The organism is Stieleria varia (assembly GCF_038443385.1).
Lineage (GTDB): Bacteria > Planctomycetota > Planctomycetia > Pirellulales > Pirellulaceae > Stieleria > Stieleria varia.
In genome coordinates, this window is the sequence record NZ_CP151726.1 from 8,885,206 (window position 1) to 8,907,808 (window position 22,603).

14 protein-coding genes are annotated in these 22,603 nt (G+C 56.4%); 3 read left to right on the forward strand and 11 right to left on the reverse strand.

The genetic code is table 11. The features are described from left to right. Positions 1-34: 34 nt before the first annotated feature. The 4 genes from Pla52nx_RS30115 to Pla52nx_RS30130 all read right to left on the reverse strand — a co-directional run bounded on the left by Pla52nx_RS30115 (position 35) and on the right by Pla52nx_RS30130 (position 9,488). Positions 35-5,530 (reverse strand): protein kinase domain-containing protein, encoded by a 5,496-nt coding sequence (locus Pla52nx_RS30115; protein WP_146523165.1) that lies wholly within the window; start codon positions 5,528-5,530, stop codon positions 35-37. 480 nt (positions 5,531-6,010) lie between these two features. Beyond that, positions 6,011-7,390: a sulfatase gene (locus tag Pla52nx_RS30120; RefSeq protein ID WP_197455062.1), complete on the reverse strand. Its 1,380-nt coding sequence runs from the start codon at positions 7,388-7,390 to the stop codon at positions 6,011-6,013. Between the two features lie 137 nt (positions 7,391-7,527). Then, entirely contained in the window at positions 7,528-8,094 is a 567-nt protein-coding gene (locus Pla52nx_RS30125; protein ID WP_231742736.1) for a DUF2585 family protein, read from the reverse strand. A gap of 2 nt (positions 8,095-8,096) precedes the next feature. Beyond that, positions 8,097-9,488, reverse strand: a complete 1,392-nt coding sequence (locus Pla52nx_RS30130; protein WP_146523164.1) for an SGNH/GDSL hydrolase family protein — start codon at positions 9,486-9,488, stop codon at positions 8,097-8,099. Positions 9,489-9,607: 119 nt separating this feature from the next. On the opposite strand from Pla52nx_RS30130, the gene Pla52nx_RS30135 reads away from it, so the two are divergent. Beyond that, complete coding sequence (locus Pla52nx_RS30135) at positions 9,608-10,762, forward strand: serine hydrolase domain-containing protein (RefSeq protein ID WP_197455061.1); 1,155 nt, start codon at positions 9,608-9,610, stop codon at positions 10,760-10,762. Positions 10,763-11,109: 347 nt separating this feature from the next. Here the strand turns inward: Pla52nx_RS30135 and Pla52nx_RS30140 are convergent, their stop codons facing one another. Then, positions 11,110-11,853, reverse strand: coding sequence for an NIPSNAP family protein (locus Pla52nx_RS30140; RefSeq protein ID WP_231742735.1), 744 nt, complete (start codon positions 11,851-11,853; stop codon positions 11,110-11,112). Between the two features lie 235 nt (positions 11,854-12,088). On the opposite strand from Pla52nx_RS30140, the gene Pla52nx_RS30145 reads away from it, so the two are divergent. Both Pla52nx_RS30145 and Pla52nx_RS30150 read left to right on the forward strand, forming a co-directional pair. Continuing rightward, on the forward strand, positions 12,089-13,027 hold the full coding sequence (locus tag Pla52nx_RS30145) for a TerC family protein (RefSeq protein WP_231742733.1): 939 nt from the start codon (positions 12,089-12,091) through the stop codon (positions 13,025-13,027). Between the two features lie 6 nt (positions 13,028-13,033). Beyond that, a complete protein-coding gene (locus Pla52nx_RS30150) occupies positions 13,034-14,050 on the forward strand; it encodes a YheT family hydrolase (RefSeq protein WP_146523161.1) in 1,017 nt (338 codons plus the stop codon). Here the strand turns inward: Pla52nx_RS30150 and Pla52nx_RS30155 are convergent. The 6 genes from Pla52nx_RS30155 to Pla52nx_RS30180 form a co-directional block, all read right to left on the reverse strand. After that, positions 14,038-15,336: a DUF1559 domain-containing protein gene (locus Pla52nx_RS30155; protein ID WP_146523160.1), complete on the reverse strand. Its 1,299-nt coding sequence runs from the start codon at positions 15,334-15,336 to the stop codon at positions 14,038-14,040. The genes Pla52nx_RS30150 and Pla52nx_RS30155 overlap by 13 nt on opposite strands. A 478-nt stretch (positions 15,337-15,814) precedes the next feature. Then, positions 15,815-17,425, reverse strand: coding sequence for an ABC transporter permease (locus Pla52nx_RS30160; RefSeq protein ID WP_342190293.1), 1,611 nt, complete (start codon positions 17,423-17,425; stop codon positions 15,815-15,817). Positions 17,426-17,427: 2 nt separating this feature from the next. Further along, positions 17,428-18,789, reverse strand: coding sequence for a hypothetical protein (locus Pla52nx_RS30165; RefSeq protein ID WP_146523159.1), 1,362 nt, complete (start codon positions 18,787-18,789; stop codon positions 17,428-17,430). A gap of 7 nt (positions 18,790-18,796) precedes the next feature. Next, positions 18,797-19,870, reverse strand: coding sequence for an ABC transporter permease (locus Pla52nx_RS30170; RefSeq protein WP_197455060.1), 1,074 nt, complete (start codon positions 19,868-19,870; stop codon positions 18,797-18,799). Further along, positions 19,867-21,405, reverse strand: coding sequence for a sugar ABC transporter ATP-binding protein (locus Pla52nx_RS30175; RefSeq protein WP_146523158.1), 1,539 nt, complete (start codon positions 21,403-21,405; stop codon positions 19,867-19,869). The genes Pla52nx_RS30170 and Pla52nx_RS30175 overlap by 4 nt, the downstream gene beginning before the upstream one ends. A 13-nt stretch (positions 21,406-21,418) precedes the next feature. Then, positions 21,419-22,435 carry a substrate-binding domain-containing protein gene (locus Pla52nx_RS30180; protein ID WP_146523157.1) on the reverse strand — a complete coding sequence of 339 codons (1,017 nt, stop codon included), beginning with the start codon at positions 22,433-22,435 and terminating at the stop codon, positions 21,419-21,421. Positions 22,436-22,603 lie beyond the last annotated feature (168 nt).

Genomic DNA, 22,603 nt, shown 5'->3' on the forward strand with positions numbered 1-22,603 from the left:
AAGCGTCAAGTGCAAAACGCGTGGATACCAGGATTCATTGCTCCCGTGGGATGCTTCTGACGATTCGGAATCCGTAGTACTGGGAGTGATAATTGGGTTCAATGTGCGCGTACCCCGTCACGGTCAACGCGCTCAGGCCGCTGTTCATTGCCCCACCAAGCAGAGTTCCTTGCATGTCATCGGTCACTGGCTCGACCGGGATGCGATCATCGATGTCCAAAACCCACTCCCAGACGTTGCCGTGAGTGTCAAACAGGCCGAACGGATTGGGCGACAAAGCCCCGACCGGCTGAGTGAGTCCCAATGCGTTGCCCGCGTACCAGGAATATTCACCGACGAGATCCGGCGGTGAACCAAAAAAGAATCTCGCATCGGCGTGAGCACGACATGCATACCGCCACTCTTGCGCGGTGGGCAGCCGATAGCCTTGGAGTTGTCTGAAATTGGGTTTCAACCTCATGCCGGACCGATACTCCCCTGATTCATTCGGTTCATAGCACCACTGATCCTCGGGGATCCTTTCGTGTCGACTAAGCCAGTTGCAATACGCAGCGGCCTCGAACCAATTCACGTGATGTGCCGGGCACTGAATGCTATGAGCGACGTTGCCATCGTGTCGGTAAGACGAATTGAACTGGTTGAATTGTTCGATGGTCACTTCATGGGTGGCGACGGCCAAGTCATAGGTTGGGTCCGTTGTCGCAGTGAAGAACGGGGCTGGCAGCACGGTAAACGCTTGTCGCTGGGAGTTCACGAACCATTGACGGCGTCCCGCCCAAGCAGACTGAGTCACATTTTTGCGAAGCTGATCGAGCTTGGAATCCAGAGCGATCATGGTTTCATCGCGAAACGCACGCCCGACGGCGGCCTGTTGCTCAGCGGATCGTTGCCCGTCAGGTATCTCCAGAACCTTGGCCATCGTCGATTCATAGATCTCCCGCACGTTGTCATCGGAAAGTCGTTTTCGATAGAAACGAATATCATCGATCCAACCGGAGATCGGAAACTCTCCGAAGCGTGAACCCAGCACGACAGGCGCCGTTGTCTCGATGGAATCTGTCAAGCGATCCGCCAGATGCTGCACTTCAACGGCAACGCCATCGATGTAGATTTTCACGCCGCTAGCGAGTGAGCTTCCGTCATAGGTCACAAAGAAGTGATACCAACCGTTGATCTCGATCGAATCGGTAGTGATGACTTTGATGTAGTTGTCCGGCTCCTGATGCACCAAGTGCGCGGCCACGCGATTCCCGTCCAGCCAAAGATCAAATCCCCTACGTCCACTGCTCGCCTGCATGCGAGAGAACGCGCCGCCCCACTGCGGCGAGTTTCGACTGTAAAGCCAACAACCGTAGGAAAACGCTTCGTCGCGTTCGACGGACATCGCGTCGCCCAATGTGATGCCATCGTCGCCATCAAGCTCGAGACAGTACCCGAGAATGCCGGTCACTTTCTTGCTCACCGCAACCGTCTGCTGCAACTCCGCCTGCGCGGACGAGTTGATGATAAGCGAGATTTCGTCGGGGGAGTCGATCGCGAGACGAAATTCGGGTGACTCTCCCGTCAAAACAGCTTCCCCCTCAAACCGTTTGACCAACTCGTCTTCCCAAGTCGTTCGCCGGCTGGCGCGATCGGCCATCGCCGCTTTACGGATCGCCTCGGTTGTCTCAATTTGAGACATCCAGTACCGTGTCCGTTCTCTCGTTTCGTCGTCGAACGCTGTCAGCTCGGTCGGCGTCGGCATTGTTTCAACGCGAAGCTGAGAAAGTGCCCAGAGTGCGGATTGATGAATCCCGCCATCAATGTGTTCTTGCGATAGTTTCGTCAACTGTCCGACCACGCGGTCCCGATCGGGCGTCGAGAGCCCTCGCAAACCTTGACGCCCCAGCGTTTCCACCAGTTCGCGAGTGATCTCGACATCGGTTTTCGGATCCGTGATATGGTCAAGGACTTTTTCGGTGTCGATTGAGATCTCAGAAGCGTAGTGCTTGACCAGGGATCGGGTGGCTGGATTCCATGACGGGTGCCAACTGGGTTGCTGCAACAGCTCGATGTATTGGTCGATGTCACCAAAGTGGGCAAGTGTCACTGCGGCGATGGCAACCGCATGATGGCGAGGCAAGTATTCTGAGCTGGGACCGGTATCCTGAATCCGGTGTTTTACCAGATCATTCAGTGCGTCGGTCACTTCGGAAAGATGTGGTTCCAGGACGGCGACCAGCGGCGCCAACTCCAGACGCTTGCGGCCGCGGATCAATGCCTCGACCAATTGGCTGGGCGAGTCCGACAGGAACCGTGCCAATGTGATCGCGGCGCGTTCACGAACGAGGTCACTGGAATTGGATTCGCCCATCAAAGCCAGCAGGTGCGGTGTCAACACATCGCGAACCGCATTGAGTTGATCAATGCGGGTCGGCAAGTGAAACGAAGGAACGGTCGAGTCATCTGCGGTCAGGTGAGTGACCATGCGGGGTGCTAGTTCAGACCATCGTGTGTCTTGGGGTGTAAACTTGGCCAACGCACATCCGGCTTGAAATCGTTGGCCGGCATCTGCATTTTCATCTTGTGCAGTATTCCAAAGCCGCTCGATCGAATCCGTACCGGGCGAGATGAAATCACGCACGACTTGAAACTCGCCGATCGACAGATTCGGTATCTGCCCCATCAAGTAAGATTCACGCTGGGGATGATCGAGGGGCAATGCGAGGGTCAAACGCAATTTTTCTTTGCTGCCATCGGTCGCTCGGTCATGCTCACGCAGGATGGTCGGCTCTGCCCATTGGCGCAGTGGCACCAGTTGCTGAAGGGACTGGGGCAGTTCGACGATTTCTACCTTTGACAGGCCTCGGACCATTTCGTTGGCTTGTGAGATCTGTCGTTGCTCCACTTGGTGACGTTGCAACTCAAAGGCGGCGAATCCCAGCAGCAGTAAACAAGCGGTAACGGTAGCGACCTGTAACAAATGAACGCGTTTAGCGCGTTTCATGACCGCGATTTCTTGAGAGTTCCAACGGCTACGGTCTGTTAGCCAGCGGATTCTCAAGTCTTCTGTCAACGTCGGCAGGTGTCTGTTTTCCGGCTTGGCGTCCCACAGTGTGGCGCGTTCGCTGAGCAACAGTTCCGCCCGCCCGCGCCGGGTCTCGCGTTGTTTTTGAGTCAGCCAAGAACGCAGGGAGTGAACGAGGTAGTCGTGAGTCAGTTGATAGCGACCGTGGCCGGATGGGTTCTGTTGTTTGGCGTCGATCTCCTGCTGTTGATCATCATGGTCACAGGGAGTGATCAAGCGGACTTCCGTATCCAAAATGGTCATCAATTCGGAAAAGTCTTTGGAGTCCGGTTTGTATCCTGAGGCTTGATTCAATTCGGCGATGGTTCTGCTGTGTCCACGGATGCTTTCGCCCGCTGACGGCAGCAACTCGTGCAACGTTCGCCTTGCTGCTTTGGCGTGGTACCGATGAGCTAGTGGCGCGGAGTCGCCGTCAAAGGTTTCTTCAAGGAATTTGAGTCCGACGCCTTGTGCTCCGCCGACTTGACGCAGCGATTCGATCGTCCACGGCCGTGACTTCATGATTTCGGCGAACAGTGCCAAGCGAACGCAGATGACTTTGCCGTCACTGGCAAGCTGGTCGATGGCCATCCGCAAGAACGTTTCTTGCGCGGAGCTGAGTTTTGCGGGAGGCTTTGGCAACGCACCAAAAGCGCGACCGTAGGCATCCAGGACTTTGATCGCGTGGCGAACAGGAAAAAGATCGACCGAGGCTGCGTTGTGGCCTTCGGAGATTCTCGCTTCCAACTCTCGCATGAACCCGGTCGCCGCCATCCAGAAATCGTCTCGCACCAACACCAGGACTTGAATACGTCCTCCATCACATTGCCGCAGGGCTTGAACCAGCGTTCCGCCGTCGTTGGTCGAATGTGCGTGAAGCCATTGTTCAAACTGATCCAAGACGACCACGATCTTGTGGCCCAACGGTGGTCCGAATCCGTTGCGAATCATCTTGAACAAGTCGACCAGCGAGCGTTCTCGTGGCAAGGTCGGGCACTGGTGATGCAAAGCGGTCAACAAGCGACTCTCGGTCTCATTTGCCGATGATTCGATGAAGATCGCTTTGACGTGGGAGGAGAGTCGTGGCAGTAAGCCGGCTTGAACCAGTGATGACTTGCCGCAGCCGGAGGGACCGTAGATCAAACCGACCGGAAACGTACGCTCGCTGTGCGTCTCTTCTAATCGCGTTTTCCAGAAACGAATCGAATCGGGTAGTCCATCACGATCACGAGCCCCTGGCAACAGCTCCAGAAAGAAGTCCGCATCGTGCGAGTCGAACGAACGGATCCCTTTGGGGACGATTGCCAAACCTCGTGAACTGCTGGACTCCGTCGACCGATCCACAGCAGTCTCCACCGTGGCTGACTGAGTGTTGCCAACGTCTGTCGTTTGCGAGTTACGATCGGACGTGGACACCTGCTCGGTGCCCACTGTCGTTCGCGGAGGTTCCGATGCCGGATGAGACTGCACGCTGCTGGCGGACGTCCGGTTGGGTTCGTAGGCAGCCAGGAAATGCTGCAAGTCCTCGGCCATGTCGACGGCCGATGCGTATCGCTCTGAGGCGAGCTTGGCCATCGCCTTTTGGCAGATCCTTTCGAGCGGTTTTGGGACGTCCTCGTTGTATTGGCGAGGTGGTCGTGGTTCGTAGCTGGCGACTTGCTCCAGTACGTTGGCGCGTTTGGCACCGCGAAACGGTCGACGTCCGGTCAACATTTCATAGAGCACCACACCGAGACTGAACACATCGCTGCGTCCGTCGACTCGGTGGCCTTCGCCTCTCGCCTGTTCCGGGCTGGTGTAGGAAGGCGTGCCGACATAACGCGGTTCCGATTCGAGCGACTCTTCACTCAGAGCCAAACCGAAATCGACCAAGTACGGCGTGCCGGCCTTATCGATCAATATGTTGCCAGGTTTGACGTCCCGGTGAACCAAACCGTTCTTGTGTGCGTGTTGCAAAGCGTCTGCAATCGTCGCGGTGATCTTTGCGGCCGTGTAGAAATTGACAGGCGACTGGCGCAGCAACGTTGCAAGATTGCAACCGTCGATGTACTTGGAGACAAAGTAGAACGGGACTTCCGCAGTCGATCCCACGTCGTGAACGGGAACGATGTGCGGATGATCCAGCTTGGCAACGTTGCGTGCTTCCTCGAGGTACAGCGACGCATCCGACGGATTCGCCACCAAATCACGATGGGCAATCTTGATGGCGACCAGTCGTCCGAGTTGTTCGTCGCGCGCCAAATAAACCGATCCGAAGCCTCCTCGCCCGAGCAGTTTCTTGATTCGGTAACGATCGACCCGCTCCAGCAGCGGCGTCTGTGAGGACACATCAGCTTTTCCGTCCCCGCCGGTCTCGGTCAGATCCGGCATCTCGTCAGGACGCAGCAGTGTGAAATCCACGTCGAACGAGGCACTTGAGTCCGCTGTGTCGTCCATCTGAGGATCGGGTGCCCCGTCGCGAGTTTCACGATCGTCTGCTGTCATGGGCTCTCAACTTTGTAGAGAAATGCCCTGAATGCCTCAAACGTTCAGGCAACTGAAAGAGTTAGGCTAGTGCATCGTCCGGTCTTGATTTTGGGGTTAGCCGTTTTGGCGTTAGCCACGGTTGTGTCACGAAAACCGTGGCTAACGCCAAAACGGCTCATCTACCGAACCCACGTTCTAAGACTGGACGATGCACTAGGAAAGCCGATTACTATACCACAACCGGTAAGTAACACACGTTACGTAGAGGACGAGGTCACGAGTCCCGTGCGTCAGGACTCGTGACCTCGTCCACTAAGCCAGTAAATGATCGCTCGTTGCTAGGTCACACGGATCGCTTCGAAACCTGCACATCTGTGAACTAGGAGCTTGTTGATCTCGTCGTAGGTCGGTCACTCATGGCCGACATTCATTACTGAGACGGGCAAGAGTGCCCATCCTACGGATTTTGAATCCATCGTGGATAAAAACAACGGCTCTTCAAAACAGAGCCGGTTTCATTTCCGCGTCGAGCGTCTCCCATCGCTGGATCATCTTGCTGCGTCGTTCCGCATGTTCTGTTGACAGGTCCTCGGTCTCCGCGATGTCGTTTGACAGGTTGTACAGTTCCCAAGTGGATCGACTGCGTTGTCGGTTCATGCTGACGATTTTCCAATCACCAACACGTAGCGCCGCGCGGTGACCTTGTCGCCAGAATAATTCACGTGGAGCCACGGTTGCATCTCGATCCGATATCGTTGTAAAGATATCGATCCCATCGAGATCCTGCTGCACGGTTGCACCAGCAAGCGTTGCTGCTGTGGGGTAAAGATCAAGACTGCTGACCGGGCGATCGACCGTGACGCCCTCGGAAAGCATTCCCGGCCACCGCATCAGCATCGGGACGCGAAGTCCGCCTTCGTACATCGTCCCCTTCTCGCCTCGCAGCGGCAGGTTACTGGAAGTCAATTCACGTGTCGGACCGCCGTTGTCGCTCATGAATACGACGAGAGTGTTGTTTTCGATTCCTGAATCCTTCAATTGACGCAAGACCTGACCGACGCTGTCATCCAATCGGCTCAGCATCGCAGCAAAGATCCGGCGATGGATGTCTTCGATGTGCGCAAAACGCTCCATGTCGGACTCTTTGCCTTGCAACGGACTGTGAACCGCGTTGTAGGCGAGGTAGAGAAAGAAGGGCTTGTCGTCATGGCGATCGATGAAGCTGACGGCTTCACGTGTCAGTGCATCGGTCAAGTACTCGGTTTCGACAATAGGCTGTCCACCGCGGACGATCGGATTATTCGCGTCGTAGTCCGGTTCGTCGTGTCCCATGTGCGTGGTGTAGATCAGGTTCTTTCCCGTCCATCGTCCGGTCAGACCACCTGGCAACGCTTTACGCCTTAGCATCGTGGTCACGTCGTTGTAGGGTGGCGGAACAAAGTAGTGACCTTCGTGTGCGAATCCGAAGAACTCGTCGAAGCCATGGCGAAAGGGGTGATAATCCGCCGCGCCGCCGAGATGCCACTTTCCGATGATACCTGTCGTGTATCCGCGGTCGTGTAGCATTTCAGCGAGAGTTGTTTCCGTTGCGGGCAGCCCCGTGCCGGGGTCTTCGTTTCTCGCGCCGATCGGATTGAACTCGTACCCGAATCGTGTGGGGATTCGCCCGGTGAGCAGACCGGCGCGAGACGGGCTGCAGTTGGGTGCCGTCACATATGCTTGCGTGAAGCGAACGCCACCCTCGGCAATCGAATCGATGTGTGGTGTCGGAATCTGCTGGTTGCCTTGGCAGCCCAACTCTCCATAGCCCAAGTCATCGGCCAGCAAAATGATGATGTTGGGTTGAGCGTCAGCGACGTGATCGTCTTGCCCAATCACCCGATGGCACGAGCAAAAAACGAGAAAAAGGAAAGTGGCGACATAGGCGGGGAACATAATAGCTGCACGGGACGCAGTTGAATTCTCTGCAACGGCAAGGTGAAGGGAATTCTGGTGAATCCCACTACGGAGGAAAGTCATGGGGATTGCCATTGCTTGATCGCTTCGATGGGTGAAATGAGCATCACGACGTTGAGCGTCAAACAATCGCGGATCGTCGCGAGCAAGACCAGTTCGACGATCACAAAAAATGCCACGCTCCAATACCATCTCAATCGCGATGCAATCAGAAATCCTAGCAAACACGCCAGGACATCGAACACGCTGTTGGCGACCGAATCACCAAAGTAATCCAGCGAAATGGTGGCCTCGCGATACCGATTGATGATCATGGGAGAGTTTTCCAAGATCTCCCAGCCTGCTTCCAGGATCACCGCTGCCAACAAACGGCTGCCGTACGAAAGCCAGCCGCGCATCGTGTACAGCAATCCGGCAAAGATTACTCCGTGCAGCACGTGACTGAAGAAATACGGATCGATCAGGTGTTGAGAGTTGTGCGAGGTCCAGATATCCCACGACCAGGGAGTCCATTGCCCACAGGCGCACCAGATGGTTCGGCCCATCTGATGCAGAATGACGGCCATCACCGCAGTGATGGCCGTCACGCGAATCGCTAGCGATCGTAGGCTTGGTTCGGTTTGCAAGACTATTGCACTCGTTCGATCACGTAGTGGTGGGGTTGTGGCTGATTGATCTCATAGATCGCATCGAGCGATTGCTGAGCCGCAGCTTCCAGTTCGACCAAGCGTTCTTCGAACCCTACAGCCTTTTTCTCTGCTTCCTCAAGCTTTTTGGCGAGACCCTCGTCGTTCGGATTGGCCTGGGAATCTCGGCGAACACGGTTGAGGTTTCGCACAATGTACCAATGGTCCCGCAGCGCCTTGACGGGGCCATTATTCCGCTCCGCATTCATCGCAGCCACCTTTGCGGCTTGTTGGTACTGGGGCGTGTTGGTGTATTTTTGCAACTCAATATGGCTAGCCAGTGACGTGTGCCCAAAAACGCCGATTTCTGTTCCGTCGATCGACAAGCGGTACTTTCCGGCGGGCAGCGAATGGACTTGTAATCCTTCCTTGCTCATCTTGTGACCCAAGTTCAGCATCTTGGCCGCCATTTGTGCTTCGTCTGGAACGACCCAAGGTAGCGAACGACCGGCGAAAGTGAATTCGACACGACTTTCATCTCCGGAGATTTCGGAAACAGTGCCGCCGGTTGCACGAGCAACACGTTGACCTTTTGGATTGAGCGATACCACGATGTTGGAAACGGATCGCTGAACCCCCAAATCCTGTAACCATGCAAACGCCATGATCAATTGTCCGTCGGGTCCCGGGTGAATCGCATCTGCGATGAAAGTGAACGCGGGGTCGACCTGGCGTGCTTGACGCGTCAGTTGGTTCAGAGGGCTGAACATGTCGATGCTGCGTAGTCCGCGTCGGTCTGCTTCGCCTCGCAACCAGGTGCCGAAATACGCCAGCACCGCGTTGTACTGTTGCATCATCTGTTCGTCGCGGGGACGTTTTTGCAACTGCTGTCGCGCGGCCTGGGCGTCAAACATCGTCGGCGTGATCGGGACAACGGCCGCATCAGACTTTGCCAAGCCGTCCAGCAGGGTCGACATGTCGGTGCGATAGGTTTCAAAGATTTCGGCATCAAAAGGAACGTATCGCCCATCGTTCATGCCCAACAGGATCGTGACCAGGGACGGATCCATGGCCAGAACGTCGCGATCGAGTCTGGCGACGGCATCCCAAGCGCGGTCTCCGCCGATCCCGGAATTGTGAAAGTTCAACTTCACGTCCGGGAAACGAGTCATGAAAAAGTCTTCGATGTATTGTGTGTACAATCTCTGATGCGTGATGCTGTCACCCAAGAAGACGATCGTGTCTCCCGCAGTGAGCTTGGCAGGTCCCACCATGATCTCGGTTGCACTGGCTGCGACCGGCGCCACCGCCTTGTCTTGCGCCAGTGTCGGCGTGAGCGAAAGTGTCCATCCTAGCAAGAGTGCGGAACACAACACGAATGTTCGTTTCAACATCAGAGTCCTCGTCGGTGGAAGAGTTCATGGCGGGATTGGCAATCCGTGGTCGATGCCGGCCCCACATGATACTCGGTTTCTCGACCGATCGTGTTGTCCTGTGCATGAGTAATCGGCGCGTGAGTCATTTGCCGCGAATACTGATGTTGGTCTTGATCTGGGGTGCCTTTGCAGTGAAGGGGGTGCCTCAAACGTCTGTGGCGACCGACACGGTCGAAGCGGATGCCTTTGCCGAAATCTCGCCCTTGATTCAAGCCGCGATCGAGGAAGGCCAGATGCCGGGCGCGGTGGTGGGCATCGCGGATCACGATGGCATCTTGTATTTGCGAGCGTTTGGTGATCGCCGGGTCGAGCCCGAGCGAGTCCCCATGACGGTGGATTCCGTGTTTGACTTGGCGTCGATCACCAAGCCTGTCGCGACAGCGCTCTCCGTCATGCGGTTGCAACAGGACGGAGTGATCGAGTTGGACGCGCCGGTCTCGCGTTACCTGCCCGAGTTTGCGGAAAACGACAAAGCAACCGTCACGGTCAAGCAGCTCTTGGTACACACCGGTGGCTTGATTCCCGACAACTCTTTGAAAGATTACCGGGACGGGGATGAAACGACTTGGCAGCGAATCTGCGAGTTGAAGCTGCGGTCGGCTCCTGGTGAGAAGTTTTCGTACTCCGATGTCGGATTCATCGTGCTGGGCAAATTGGTCGAGCGGGTCAGTGGACAGCGATTGGACCGGTATGCGGCGGAGCATGTTTTCATTCCGCTGGGAATGTCCGAGACGATGTTCTTGCCAAGCTCGGAGTTACGGCAACGTGCCGTGCCGACAGAGAAAGCATCCGATGGAGAAAGCTGGATATGCGGCAGCGTCCACGATCCACGCGCCGCAGCAATGGGTGGCGTCGCGGGACACGCGGGACTTTTCTCGACCGCTGGTGACTTACTCCGACTTGGTCAATCATTCTTGCCGGGCAATCGAGACAGACATCCTGTATTGAATCGCGAGACGATCGACTTAATGTCGTGTCCGGTTGAGGTTCCACGCGGGACTCGAATGCTGGGCTGGGATCACAGATCGCCATATTCCAGCAATCGAGGTGAGAGTCTTTCCGATGCCGCGTTTGGACACGGCGGATTCACCGGCACGGTGATTTGGATCGATCCCGAGTTGGACCGCGTGTTCGTGTTTCTCAGCTCACGACTGCACCCGGACGGTAAAGGCAGCGTGAATGGGCTGGCCGGACAGATCGCAACGATCATCGGGAACGAGGCGAAGAAGTGACGGTGACGCGTCAGCGGCCGGGTCTTTCACCTACATCCGAAATCAAACATGACGCCCAGCGGATGGACGCTATCGACTTGGAAAGTCGAGCGACAATACGTACGTCAGCCTTTCCAGGCTGACATACCCCTGCTTCTCCACGCATCACACCGGCAAACGCCGTGACGCGTCAGCGGCCGGGTCTTTCACCTACATCCGACATCAAACATGACGCCCAGCGGATGGACGCTATCGACTTGGAAAGTCGAGCGACAATATGTACGTCAGCCTTTCTAGGCTGACATACCCCTGCTTCTCCACGCATCACACCGGCAAACGCCGTGACGCGTCAGCCGCCGGCCTCTCGCTTACATTTGCGAGTACGGGCGGGGCACCAGGACGTGTTTGTCGATGTGGCTGACGGTGCCGGCGTATTTGGCGACTTTGCTTAAGACCTTCCAATCGGGATGCTTGCGAAAATCGACCCACGCTTGATTGCGGGCCTCTTCGTTGGCGTACACCGTCAGGTAGGTCAGACTGGGTGTTTGAGGTCCGACGACACACTGGCCGATGAAGATCGGTTGGATCTTGCAGTCCAGGAAAATGGGAACTTCGCCTGAATTGAACATGTCGACCTTCAGATTCCCCAAACGCTCATTGGGGCTTTCATAGAGTCGCAACTCGTAAACACGGTCTTTGTTGTCCAGGGTTCCCGCAGGCACCGTCAACTGAGGCATGCAATCCATGCCGATCAGCAGTTCGCTGGTAATACGTTGGTAGGGCGATTCTTTGGGACCTCGATCCAGGTAGCTCTTTGCGGCTGCTTGATAGTCCGCGTCGTTTGCCAAGGCGGCATGGATGGCGGGCAGTTGATCAGCGCTGGTCAGCGGAATGACAACAATCAAACGTTCGGATTTGTTTTCATCGTTCTCAGAGGGTTCAAACACGCCGATGGGGCCGATGTTTTGCCGGCCCAGCGCCGGAACCAGGGCGTCCCCGAGGTACTTGTCCACAGCGGCTTTGTCACCGTTGTCGCCGATCACGTACGTGCGGACTTCGTAATACTGCTTGGAATCTTCAGCAGAAACCGAGGTTTGAGATAGAAAACTCATGGCGGTCAGAAACAACAAAGCGGACAAAAGTGGTCGACAACGAAGCATGGGAGGCCTGAGTGCTGAGGGGATGCGTGTCAAACGGGGTTGAGGGTTATCGGTGCTCGGCATCATAATCTCTTTTCACCTGCAAATGGGAAGTGCCCCAGAGACTTCGGAGTGCTCTGATGCCATGCCCACAAACCTTTGCTCACCAACCTCGACCAGAAAACGAACCCCTTTAATGGATTTGCCCATGATGATTCCCGATTCGATTGCCCCGGCAATTTCATCCGTTTTCGCGATGCTCTGGGAGGCTGCTCCAGCGGCGGAAGAGGCAACGAAGAAACTGGCAGAGTCCGGCGGGATAGCGGAGTTTTTCTCGATCGGCGGATTGCTGACCCTCGCCATGCTGGTCGTCCTGCAAGCCGTGTTGGGGTTTGACAATTTGCTGTACATCTCGATCGAAAGCAAGCGTGTCGAAGAGGATCAGCAGTCCCGAGTGCGCAAACTGGGCATCGGGCTGGCGATCGTTTTTCGAATCGTGTTGCTGTTCGTCGTCTTGAACTTGATCAAGTTGTTGCAGGAATCGTTCATCGACATGGAATCGCATGCTGTAACGATGCACGTCACGGGGCACAGTTTGATCACGATCGGCGGCGGCGCGTTCATTCTGTGGACCGCATTAAAAGAAATCTATCACTTGTTGGCTATCCACAATGTTGATGATCCGACGGCGGACAAGAAAACCAAGAACTCGGTCGCCAAAGCTGTCGCGTTGATCGTGACAATGAACTTGGTTTTCTCCTTCGACTCAATCCTCAGTGCGATCGCATTGACAAAGAATGTGTACATCATGGGGACCGCGATCATCATCAGTGGTGTCCTGATGATGGTCTTGGCCGACACCGTGGCCGATTTTTTGAAGCGAAATCGGATGTATGAGGTGCTGGGGCTGTTCATTCTGTTCATCGTTGGTGTGATGCTGGTCAGTGAAGGCGGACACTTGGCCAAGTTGGAGTTCTTTGGGTATCACGTCGCTCCGATGGCCAAAAGCACGTTCTACTTTGTGTTGGTCGTACTGATCATCGTTGATGTGGTGCAAAGTCGATATCAAAAGAAGCTACTCGCTCAGCAAGAGGCGTTGCAAAAAGGGGTTGTTGCCGAAGCAGACCAGCCAGCGGAAGCAGTTTAATACGCCGTGTCTGATTTTTTGCCGTCGCCGTTTCGTTCTCATCGGTTGATCCGGGGCGGTCATCTGCAGACACTGATCTCCATACGCTCTCCCCGTGTTTCGTTGCCCAACACTCGGCAGGAAACCGTGGCGTTACCCGATGGTGATTCGATCGTGTTGCACTGGGATGACCCCATCCAATCGGTCGATCGACGAGGAGCGATGCTGTTGATCCATGGTCTGTCGGGATGCCATGGTTCGCCGTACATGATTCGCTTGGCCGATCGCTTTGTCCACAGCGGATTTGTCACCGTGCGAATGGACATGCGTGGTTGTGGTGCGGCGAGAGAACTGGCGCAGCATCTGAGCCATGCAGGGCGCAGCGAAGATATCCTGGAGGCGTTGACGCACATTGCCAAGCAAATGCCCGGTGAGCCGTTGCATGCCATCGGCGTTTCTCTGGGCGGGAATCAGCTCCTGAGGTTGGCCGGTCGCTTGGGCGGCGAGCTGGATCCTCGGCCGCGGTGGTTGGATGCATTGAAACGGATCGCGGTGGTGGCGCCGCCAATGGATTTGGTTCGATGCAGCGAGAACATGCAGCGTGCATCGCGACGGCCGTACAACTGGTATTTCATTCGACAGTTGTTTCAACGGATGCCCGAGCGTGTCCGTCAGCGTGTGCAGCAGAGCAATGACATGCGGTCCATGTTGTCGGGAAAAAGACCGCGGACATTGTTTGAGCTGGACGATCGATTGACCGCGCCGTTGAGCGGATTTGCTGGAGCGAACGAGTATTATCAAGCATGCGGAGCCCGGTCCGTGGTTTCCGATAACGCGATCGAAACGTTGATCCTGGCTGCAGAAGACGACCCGATCGTGCCCGTGGACTGTTTTCGCGATCCGGCAATCCGCTGGCCAGAATCCACTCGAGTCTTGATCAGTCCGTCCGGCGGTCACGCCGGGTTCGTGGGACGCCGAGGTGAGTTTTGGATGGATAACGTTTTGACTCGATGGTTCGACGCGCCAACAGGCTATTCGAAATAACCCTTTAATGTGCTTGGCGCAAGGAAGACTCCGCTAAAGAAGTCGCCCTTACCCAGCTCGGGCGTGCTGTCGCGGTATCCGATGGTATCGTACTGGGACTCCGTCAAATCGTCCGGAATCGGGAACCCGGGATTCAAGAACAGGTCCCCATTGCCGTCGGTGAAACCGCGAACCGATCCGTCGGCGAACAGCATGTTCAGCGAGTAGCCGCCCGAGCCTTGGTGTGTCGCCATCCAACCGAGAGTGGATTGCATGTACATGTTGTTGCCTGAGCTGCCGGTCGGCGGTTCACAATTTTTGAGGCTGTCGCATTCCCATTGGAACTCGAGCCGTGAGCCGTTGGAGCCGATGCGTTTGATGATCTTTTGGGACCGGTGATAGAACGTCGGGCCTTCCAATGCGGACTCCGACAGGAGGGATCCCTCGGGTGTAAAGACGCGAGATGAGTTGTCTCTGGCGAAGGCATCGTCGGGACCATAGCTGAAGGCGATCGGTGAAACGGCTTCATCTAGGTCACCCGGTGCGGCATCTCCCAGCAGCGCGACTTGGCTGGAGGGAACGTCGCTGCGGGTCAGATACGCGTCGGTCAGTGGTCCAAGCGTCTCTCGCTTTCCTCGCAAACCCTGCTGGGCGGCTTGACCGTTGGTGCGAATGGAGCCATCAGAGGACCGGAAGGCAACCCGCGGCGCGGTGTACGTCAAGAACCAGCTTGTGGCGTAGTTGGTATTGAATCCTTGTTCCACAAAATACCGACTGACCAACGCTCGACGTTCTTCGGTTACGGGGTCTGTCGATGCGAATCCTTCATCGGGATCTCCGGTGCCCGACAGACCATTCCAATCAACCTTTCCACACATTCCTTTCGTCCACCGCGAACGCAAGCTGCCTGTCAGGTCGTTGAGGTTATCGTTGGTTCCAATGCCGTAAGCGTCCAGCAACTTTTCGTTGACACGGATGGGGTTGCTGGGGCACAGCAGGGTTTCCGGCTGCGCGGAACCGGCGTTGATTTGGTCGGCGACCCAACCGTAGCGATCCATGCATCCTTCGCGATTGTGATCGAACAGGCCACTGCAGAATTCTCCACCAGGGGAGCGAATGACGTGGGTTGCAAATCCGATCCCGACGTTCTTGAGATTGGCTCGGCAAAGCGACGATCGTGCCGACTCTCGAGCCTTGACCACCGCGCCAACGAGCAGAGCCGCCAGCAAGGCAATGATTGCGATGACGACGAGCAGCTCGATCAACGTGAATCCGCTGGCGGACCGATACTTTGAGACGCGAGACATGAGAAAGACTGCTTGGGTTGTGCAGAAAGGTACAAAGACGACCGTTTCAGTTTCCGCACTTCGCTTCGCTCGAACAGAGCTGAACCGGCCGATTCACAAAGACTTCATATGAAGAAATCGCGAACGCGACGGCGCTGGTAATGAAGGTCGGATCGAGTGAAGCAAGATCCGGAAGGAGGCTCGAGGAGCTAACCGTGATGCAATCGGTTCACCGGCGAGCTTGCCCCCTCCCTCACAATCGCCTAAACGGCTCTGCTCGACCTCCCCCAAGTTTCTTGGGGGAGGTGTCTGATTCGCGGCGTCTCCACCGGCGCGGCTGGAGGAGGTGACATGCGGAACAGAACTTTGCCTAGTGCATCGTCCAGACTTGATTTTGGGGTTGGCCGTTTTGGCGATAGCCACGGTTGAGTCGCGAAAACCGTGGCTAACGCCAAAACGGCTCATTGATCGAACCCGCGTTCTAAGACTGGACGAAGCACTAGAATTCCAGCAGCGCGATCAAAAAGTGGACAATCAGGACGTACAGTGTCGTCCAGAGCACCGTTGATGTGATGCTGTGGCTGACGTCGCTGGCTGACTGCTTGAGTGAGACGCCTTGGTGATAACCGATCACCGCTGTGCCCACCCCGCAGGTGATGTTTTTCAATAACACCCACTCCCAGCCCCGATACCCAAAGCTCTGAAACCCAAAGGCCTGGGGTTGTACGAGATTGCGAAAGAAATGTTGATCCCAGAAATACGGACCGACATCAGGGTACATCGAGGTGAACGAGATCAAACTGATCAACTGCGCGGCTTGAAACGCCATCCACTCCAAGATCGGTGTGGCGACCACAAACGCAAGCACGATCGGCAGCAGCAGATAGGCGCGGGGCTGCACTCCCAGGGTCCTCATCGCGTCGACTTGTCCGCCGTAACGCTTCACTCCCACATCGGCGGCAACGGCGGCGCCACAGCGGGCTGCCACCAAAATGGTCGCCAGCACGGGTACGAGAATGCGATACAACGCAAAGCCAATGGATGCCAACAACTCATCGATCAACAGCGGCTGCGTGTAGAGCTTGAAGGGCAAGAAACGAAACGTGAAATAGGTCCCCGTGAATCCGACAATCAGCCCGGCCAACACAAGGTAGACCCAAGCGGACGGACCGCCGACCAATCGCAGATAATGCGCAAAGAAACGCGTGGCCCAGCGAACCCGAGGGACCATCGGTCTCAGATCGACCGGCAACCACCATGTCGCCGCCAGCGCGCCCCCGGTGGTGGTCAAGAACTCATCGATTCCCGTCGAAATGCTTTGCCGCAATCGCGTCAACGCGGACAGTTCCACGCCAACCTCTTCCTGCAAGGCGACCGGACGCATGCGTTGGGGAATTTGCTCCCAGTCGTCTTTCGCGACCGGGATCAATTCTCGCGTTTCCGAATCCAATAACAGGACGTTGTCCGCGATCGGGATGAGTGTCTCATAGTCGTGAGTGACCACAACACTCGTACGATGGTGCTTGGATTGCGTGCTGCGGATCAACTCTGCGACCTTGCGTCCGCTGGCGGCATCCAGCCCTGAGGTCGGCTCGTCGTAGAGCAAGACATCGGGATCGGCGGCCAAGGTTCGTGCGATAGCGAGTCGTTGTTTTTGTCCACCACTCAAACCTGCGATCGGTGTCTTGGCGGGCACGCCAAGTTCATTCAGCCATTGAGCGGCGGTCTGCTCGGGTTTGGCTTTGCGATCGCTGCGGTGATCGATGGCGAACTGTACATTCGCGGTCGGCGACAATTCGTCAAAGAGCGCGAACTGTTGAAAGACGATGCCGACTCTCGGGTCGTCGATGATTTGGGTGTCGCCGGTTTCGGAATCGTGCTCCTCGGATCGGATCGTGCCGGTCCATGAAATCACATCACCGTCGCGTGGCAGCAAGCCGGCGAGGATACGCAGCAAGACGGACTTGCCCGCGCCACTGCCCCCGACGATCACGGTGATCTTACCGGCTGGCAAGGTGACATCGGCATGCGAGAGCAGCACTCGATTGCCTGCGCGAACGGTAAGGTTGCGCAATTGCAGCGATCGCTCTTTGGATACAGACTCCGTCAACGTCATTCCTTTGCGATGTAGACGAGTGGATACGGCATCGATGACTTGGCGGGCTCCACACGACCGTTGCTCGTACCGGTATGCCAAGCGACGATCCAGCGGCGATCTTTTCTCAAGATCTGACTTCTCAGCACGCGTGCAAAGTCAGGATTGATCCCTTCGGCTTCGCTGCCGAACAGATCGTCACCGATCTGACGCACGATCGGCTCCAATCGATCACCTGCCATGTCAATCGCCGCTCGGGCTTCGTCACTCGTCCAGACTTCACCCCACACGTCGCGAAGTCGATCATTTTCGATCAGCGTTTCCCGCAGGATGGTCCTCACGATCGCGCGGGTTTCTTTGTCGGAGGCGAGTTCTTCCGCGACGTTCCCCAATTCCTTGCGGATGGCTTCGTTGGCCGTGACATCGGCGAGTGTTCGTTGGATCGCCACAACGACTTCGTCCATGTGCGACTCGATCACCGGGACGGCTTCCTCGGTCACAAATCGTTGCCACTCTTCTTGCACCAGATCTTTCTTTGGCAAGGGTGTCTTGTCGTAGACCGCACGCCAACCGAATCGCCATAGCGAGGCGCGGTCCCAGATCTCGCGTCCGATCGCTTCGGCGGGCGGTTCTCCATGCTCGCGTACAATCGGCAGGATTTCTCGGCGAGCCAGCGGGATCAGTCGCTTGCTGATGATTTCATCGTTCCATCGGTCGGCCAGTGCATCCAGTTCGCCGCGATGCCGGGCGACCGAGAGACGCAGTTCTTCTTCGATGACGGGCATCGATCGTTTCAAACTCTGCTGGATCAACGGCACAAAGGCTTTGGACAAGTCATCGCCGTGTGCGGACATCGCCGCGGCAAGGCGTTGTTGTATTTTCAATCGCTTCTCAGGCGGCAACAGTGTCGCAACGACTTCGTCCAAGCTGCCCGTACTGTGATGTTGAAACAGTTGACACTCGTCCGCCGGAACGTCGGAGTCGTACCAAACGAAAGTCAACTCGAACAAGGATTCGTCATTTTCTGATTCCTGTCCGCGCGACTCAGCACCCACAATCACGTGACCGGCTTGCCGAAACTGTCCTTCGTCCATTTCCAGAAAGATCGGATCGTAGCGTTGCAAGAGACCGACGGGATCGATGATCGTGTGTTCTTCGGTGGGCCCAACCAAGTACGACATCCAAGACGGAGCCGCGGGGATGCCCGACGAACGGTCTCGATCCCAATCCTCGACATGATCGCCCGACGTGCCATCAGACTTATCATCAGATGCTGCGACGGCGGGACGCGAGGAGGCACGATGCCATGCGTAACCAGACGCGGCAACGGCCGCGATCCAAAACAGCAAGCCGAGTCGGCGTTTGTTGAGACGATTCATAAACCCATTATCGCCGAATCATTCGGAACAGCCACTCCGGAGAACCATGCCGAAGCTGATCGACAATCACCGCGATGATGATAATGGCGCCGATCACAATTTGTGAGTAGGTGTTCGGAATGGACAGTTGTGTGCATCCGCTGCGAATCGTGGTGATGATCAGGGCACCCAAAATCGTTCCCAGGACGGAACCGCGGCCGCCACTCAGGCTGCCGCCGCCGAGCACCACAGCCGCGATGATCTCCAGTTCCTTGCCGCTGCCATCGGTCGGGTTGCCATTCTTGATGTTTGCAAAATAGAGCACGCCGCCGATCGCCGTGAACACGCCCGCCAAGCTGTAGACCAGCAGTTTCGTGGCCGGAACATTGATCCCACACAAACGCGCGGTCGATTCATTGGAGCCGACCGCCAAGGTGTTGCGGCCGAACACCGTCAGGTTCAACATGCCGCTGACCAGCAGAGCCAGCGCAATGGAGATCAAGACGCTCGTGGGGATCATGATTCCATTCATCAAATAACGAGACCCAACGCTGCCTGTGTAGCACAGATATCGCAGCCACTGAGGTAATTTCTCCGTGGGCGCGTAGACCGTCGACTCGGATGAAATGATTTGTCCGATTCCCAAAAAAATGGTCATCGTTCCCAGCGTCACGATAAAGGGCACCACATTGGTCCCGGTGATCAGCAGTCCGTTGGCCGCGCCGCACGCGCATCCCGCTGCGATGACAAGGGCCAGCAAGCCGAAAAGGTACATCGTTCCATCGGCGGCATCAGGGCCTGTTTTGAGCCCCACCGCCAGGATCGTGCCACAGAGTGTCAGCGCCGTTCCCGCGGAAAGATCGATCCCGCCGGCGATGATGATCATCGTCATTCCCATCGCGGGAACAGCGATCAGGGCGGCGGCGTTCAGATTCATTCGAATGCTGTAGTCGGAAAGAAAATTACCGCTGCCCCAGTAGCCATCGGCAATGTAAAAGAACGCGACGATGACGGCCAATGCGATCAACGGACCGAGCTGCAGCTTGCCTAGCAAACGCCACCATTGAGACGAATTCGATTCCCGACTCGCTACTTCACTCACGTCTGTGTCTCCGTGGCTGCCGCCATCACTTCTTCCTGTGTCCAGTCATCGGCATTTCGCACCTCCACCATCGATCCGCGTGCCATCACCGCGATGCGATCGCAGACGGCGAGTAATTCGGGCAGATACGAACTGACGAACACGATCGTTTTCCCTTCGGCTGCCAATTCGCCCATCATGCGATAGATCTCGGCCTTGGTGCCCACGTCGATGCCCTTTGTCGGTTCGTCCAGCAGTAAGACCTCCGCGTCTTGCTGCAAGATCCTCGCCAGCGCGACCTTCTGTTGATTGCCGCCGGAAAGTTCGCTGACCGATTGATCAACGCTATGCGATTTGACTTCGACTTTCCATGCCCAACGTTGCGAATCTGTTCGTCGAGCGGACAAGTTGATGATTCCGGCTTTGGCATATCGCCTGGTGTTGCCCAGCGTGATGTTTTCGGTGATGGACAAGTCTTGCGCCAGTCCTTCGCCTTTACGATCTTCGCTCAACAAACCGAACCCGGCGCGCATTCGGGCGCGGACCCGGTGCGGAATGGACTTGCCATCCACATGCACCTTGCCCTCGCGGAGATAGTCCAAGCCAAAGATGGTCCGCAACAGTTCCGTTCTGCCGGCGCCGACGAGTCCGGCGACTCCAAAGATCTCGCCTCGACGCAGCGTGACACTGACCTGCTGTGGATAAGGTGCCCCTGACAAGTTGGTCAAGCGAACTCGCTCGCTTCCTGGTGTGTGTGGCACGTTGGGAAAAAGATCGTCGACGTCGCGTCCGACCATCAAGGAAACGATTTGACTGTCATCGATCTTGTCCAGTCGTCCACTGCCAACACTTTCGCCATCTCGCAGCACCGCGTAGTCGTCTGCGATCTCTCGAACTTCCTCTAGGAAATGACTGATGTAGATGATCGCCAATCCCTGTTGCTTGAGACGGCGGACGATTTCGAACAAACGAGCCACGTCGGCTTTGGGCAGGGAGCTGGTCGGCTCGTCCAGCAAGATCAACTTGGCGTCGGAGGCCAACGCGCGGGCGACTTCGATCAACTGACGAGATGCCAAGGACTGCTGGCCGGTGTTGTCAGAGGGTGACAAGTGCCGCAGGCCGACTTGATCAAGTGCTCGACGCACTATGTCGCGTTGACGAGAACGAATCAGAAGGCCGCCGCCGGTCCCCTTTTGTCCGAGCAAAATGTTGTCCTCGATCGACAGGTCCGGCGCGAGATTCAACTCCTGGTAGATCATCGCCACACCAGAGTGCCGAGCCGCATGAGGACCACTGGGCGCATACAGGTGGCCCTCGATCTGCATCTGTCCCGAATCAGCTTGATGGGCACCACTGATGGTTTTCAACAACGTACTCTTGCCCGCACCGTTTTCGCCGATCAGGGCAAGCACACGGCCGGAGTACGCGGACAGCGTGACGCCGCGAAGCGCGTGCGTGGGACCGAACCGCTTTCGCAGATCCGTCACACTCATCAACGGAGGCTCGGGCGTCGATCGGGCTTCGGACTTGGCAGTTGGGATGGCAGAACCAAGCATCGTGTCGTGCGGGCTACTCCACAATCTCTGGATGAAGCAGCGATTTTTCTTTTTCCTCGTTCATGTTCTCTTTGGTGATCAAGTATTCGCCGGTAGAAATGAACGGTTCGGCAGCCTTGCCATTGATGGAGCCCACCAGCGTCATCACCGATCGATAGCCCATCTCGACCGGGTCTTGCACGACGATGCCACTGCACGAACCATCGTCCAACGCGGCGATCAAAGCGTCGCTGGGATCGAACGCGATGAACTTGACTTTGCCGTTGAGTCCTGCGTTGCGGAGCGCTTCCAGAGTTCCATTGGCATTGGGTTCGCAGACGGCGAAGATGCCTGCAAGCGACTCGCCGTGGATTTGCAGCAACTGGTCGACCTTTTCTTTTGACATCGTCGCGTTGTCGCCGCCGCGTTGCTCGCTCTCAACGACCGTGATGTCGGGATAGTTTTTCAGGCCGTCCAAGAATCCCTTTTCTCGCTGTTCGGTGCTTTCGCTGCCGGCGATGTAACGCAGCAAGATGACGTTGCCTTTTTCACCGATGGCCTCGGCCATCGCGTCGGCCGCCATCTGGCCGCCTTTGAAATTATCGGTGGCGACATAGCTGACGATCTCGGGTCCTTCATCGAGTCCACTGTCAAAGATGACCACCGGGATGGACTCGTCGATGGCTTCTTGGACCGCATCGACCAAGCCGCCCTTTTGGTTGGGTGCCAAAACAATGCCATCGACTTGCTTGGTGATCATGTTCTTGACCACCTCGATTTGGCTGCCGGTATCGCTCTCGACCAAGGGGCCACGCCACTCGATCTCAACGTTTCCAAGTTCCTCGGCGGCTTTCTGGGCTCCAAAGTGGACGGATTTCCAAAATTCGTGGCTGGTGCCTTTGGGGATGACGGCGATTCTCAGCTTTCCGCCCGATTCTCCCTGTCCCGAGGGCGATGAATCAGCAGAATCGCTGGAGCGACCGCAGCCGAGCAGGGCGACAGAAGAAACGAGAAGGAAACAACTGAGCAGGCCGAAAAGTTTTTTCTTCATGGTTCGCCGGAGAAACGGGGAGAAAGAGACTTTGTTGCGGGGCACATCAATTTAGCGTCCGATGGGGCGGCGGAGGGTTGGGAAAACCGCCTTGGAGCAAGTAAAATGCAGATCCTTCCTTCGTTCGACCGATTTCCACCTTCCCAGATTCCCGACAGAGACCCCCGC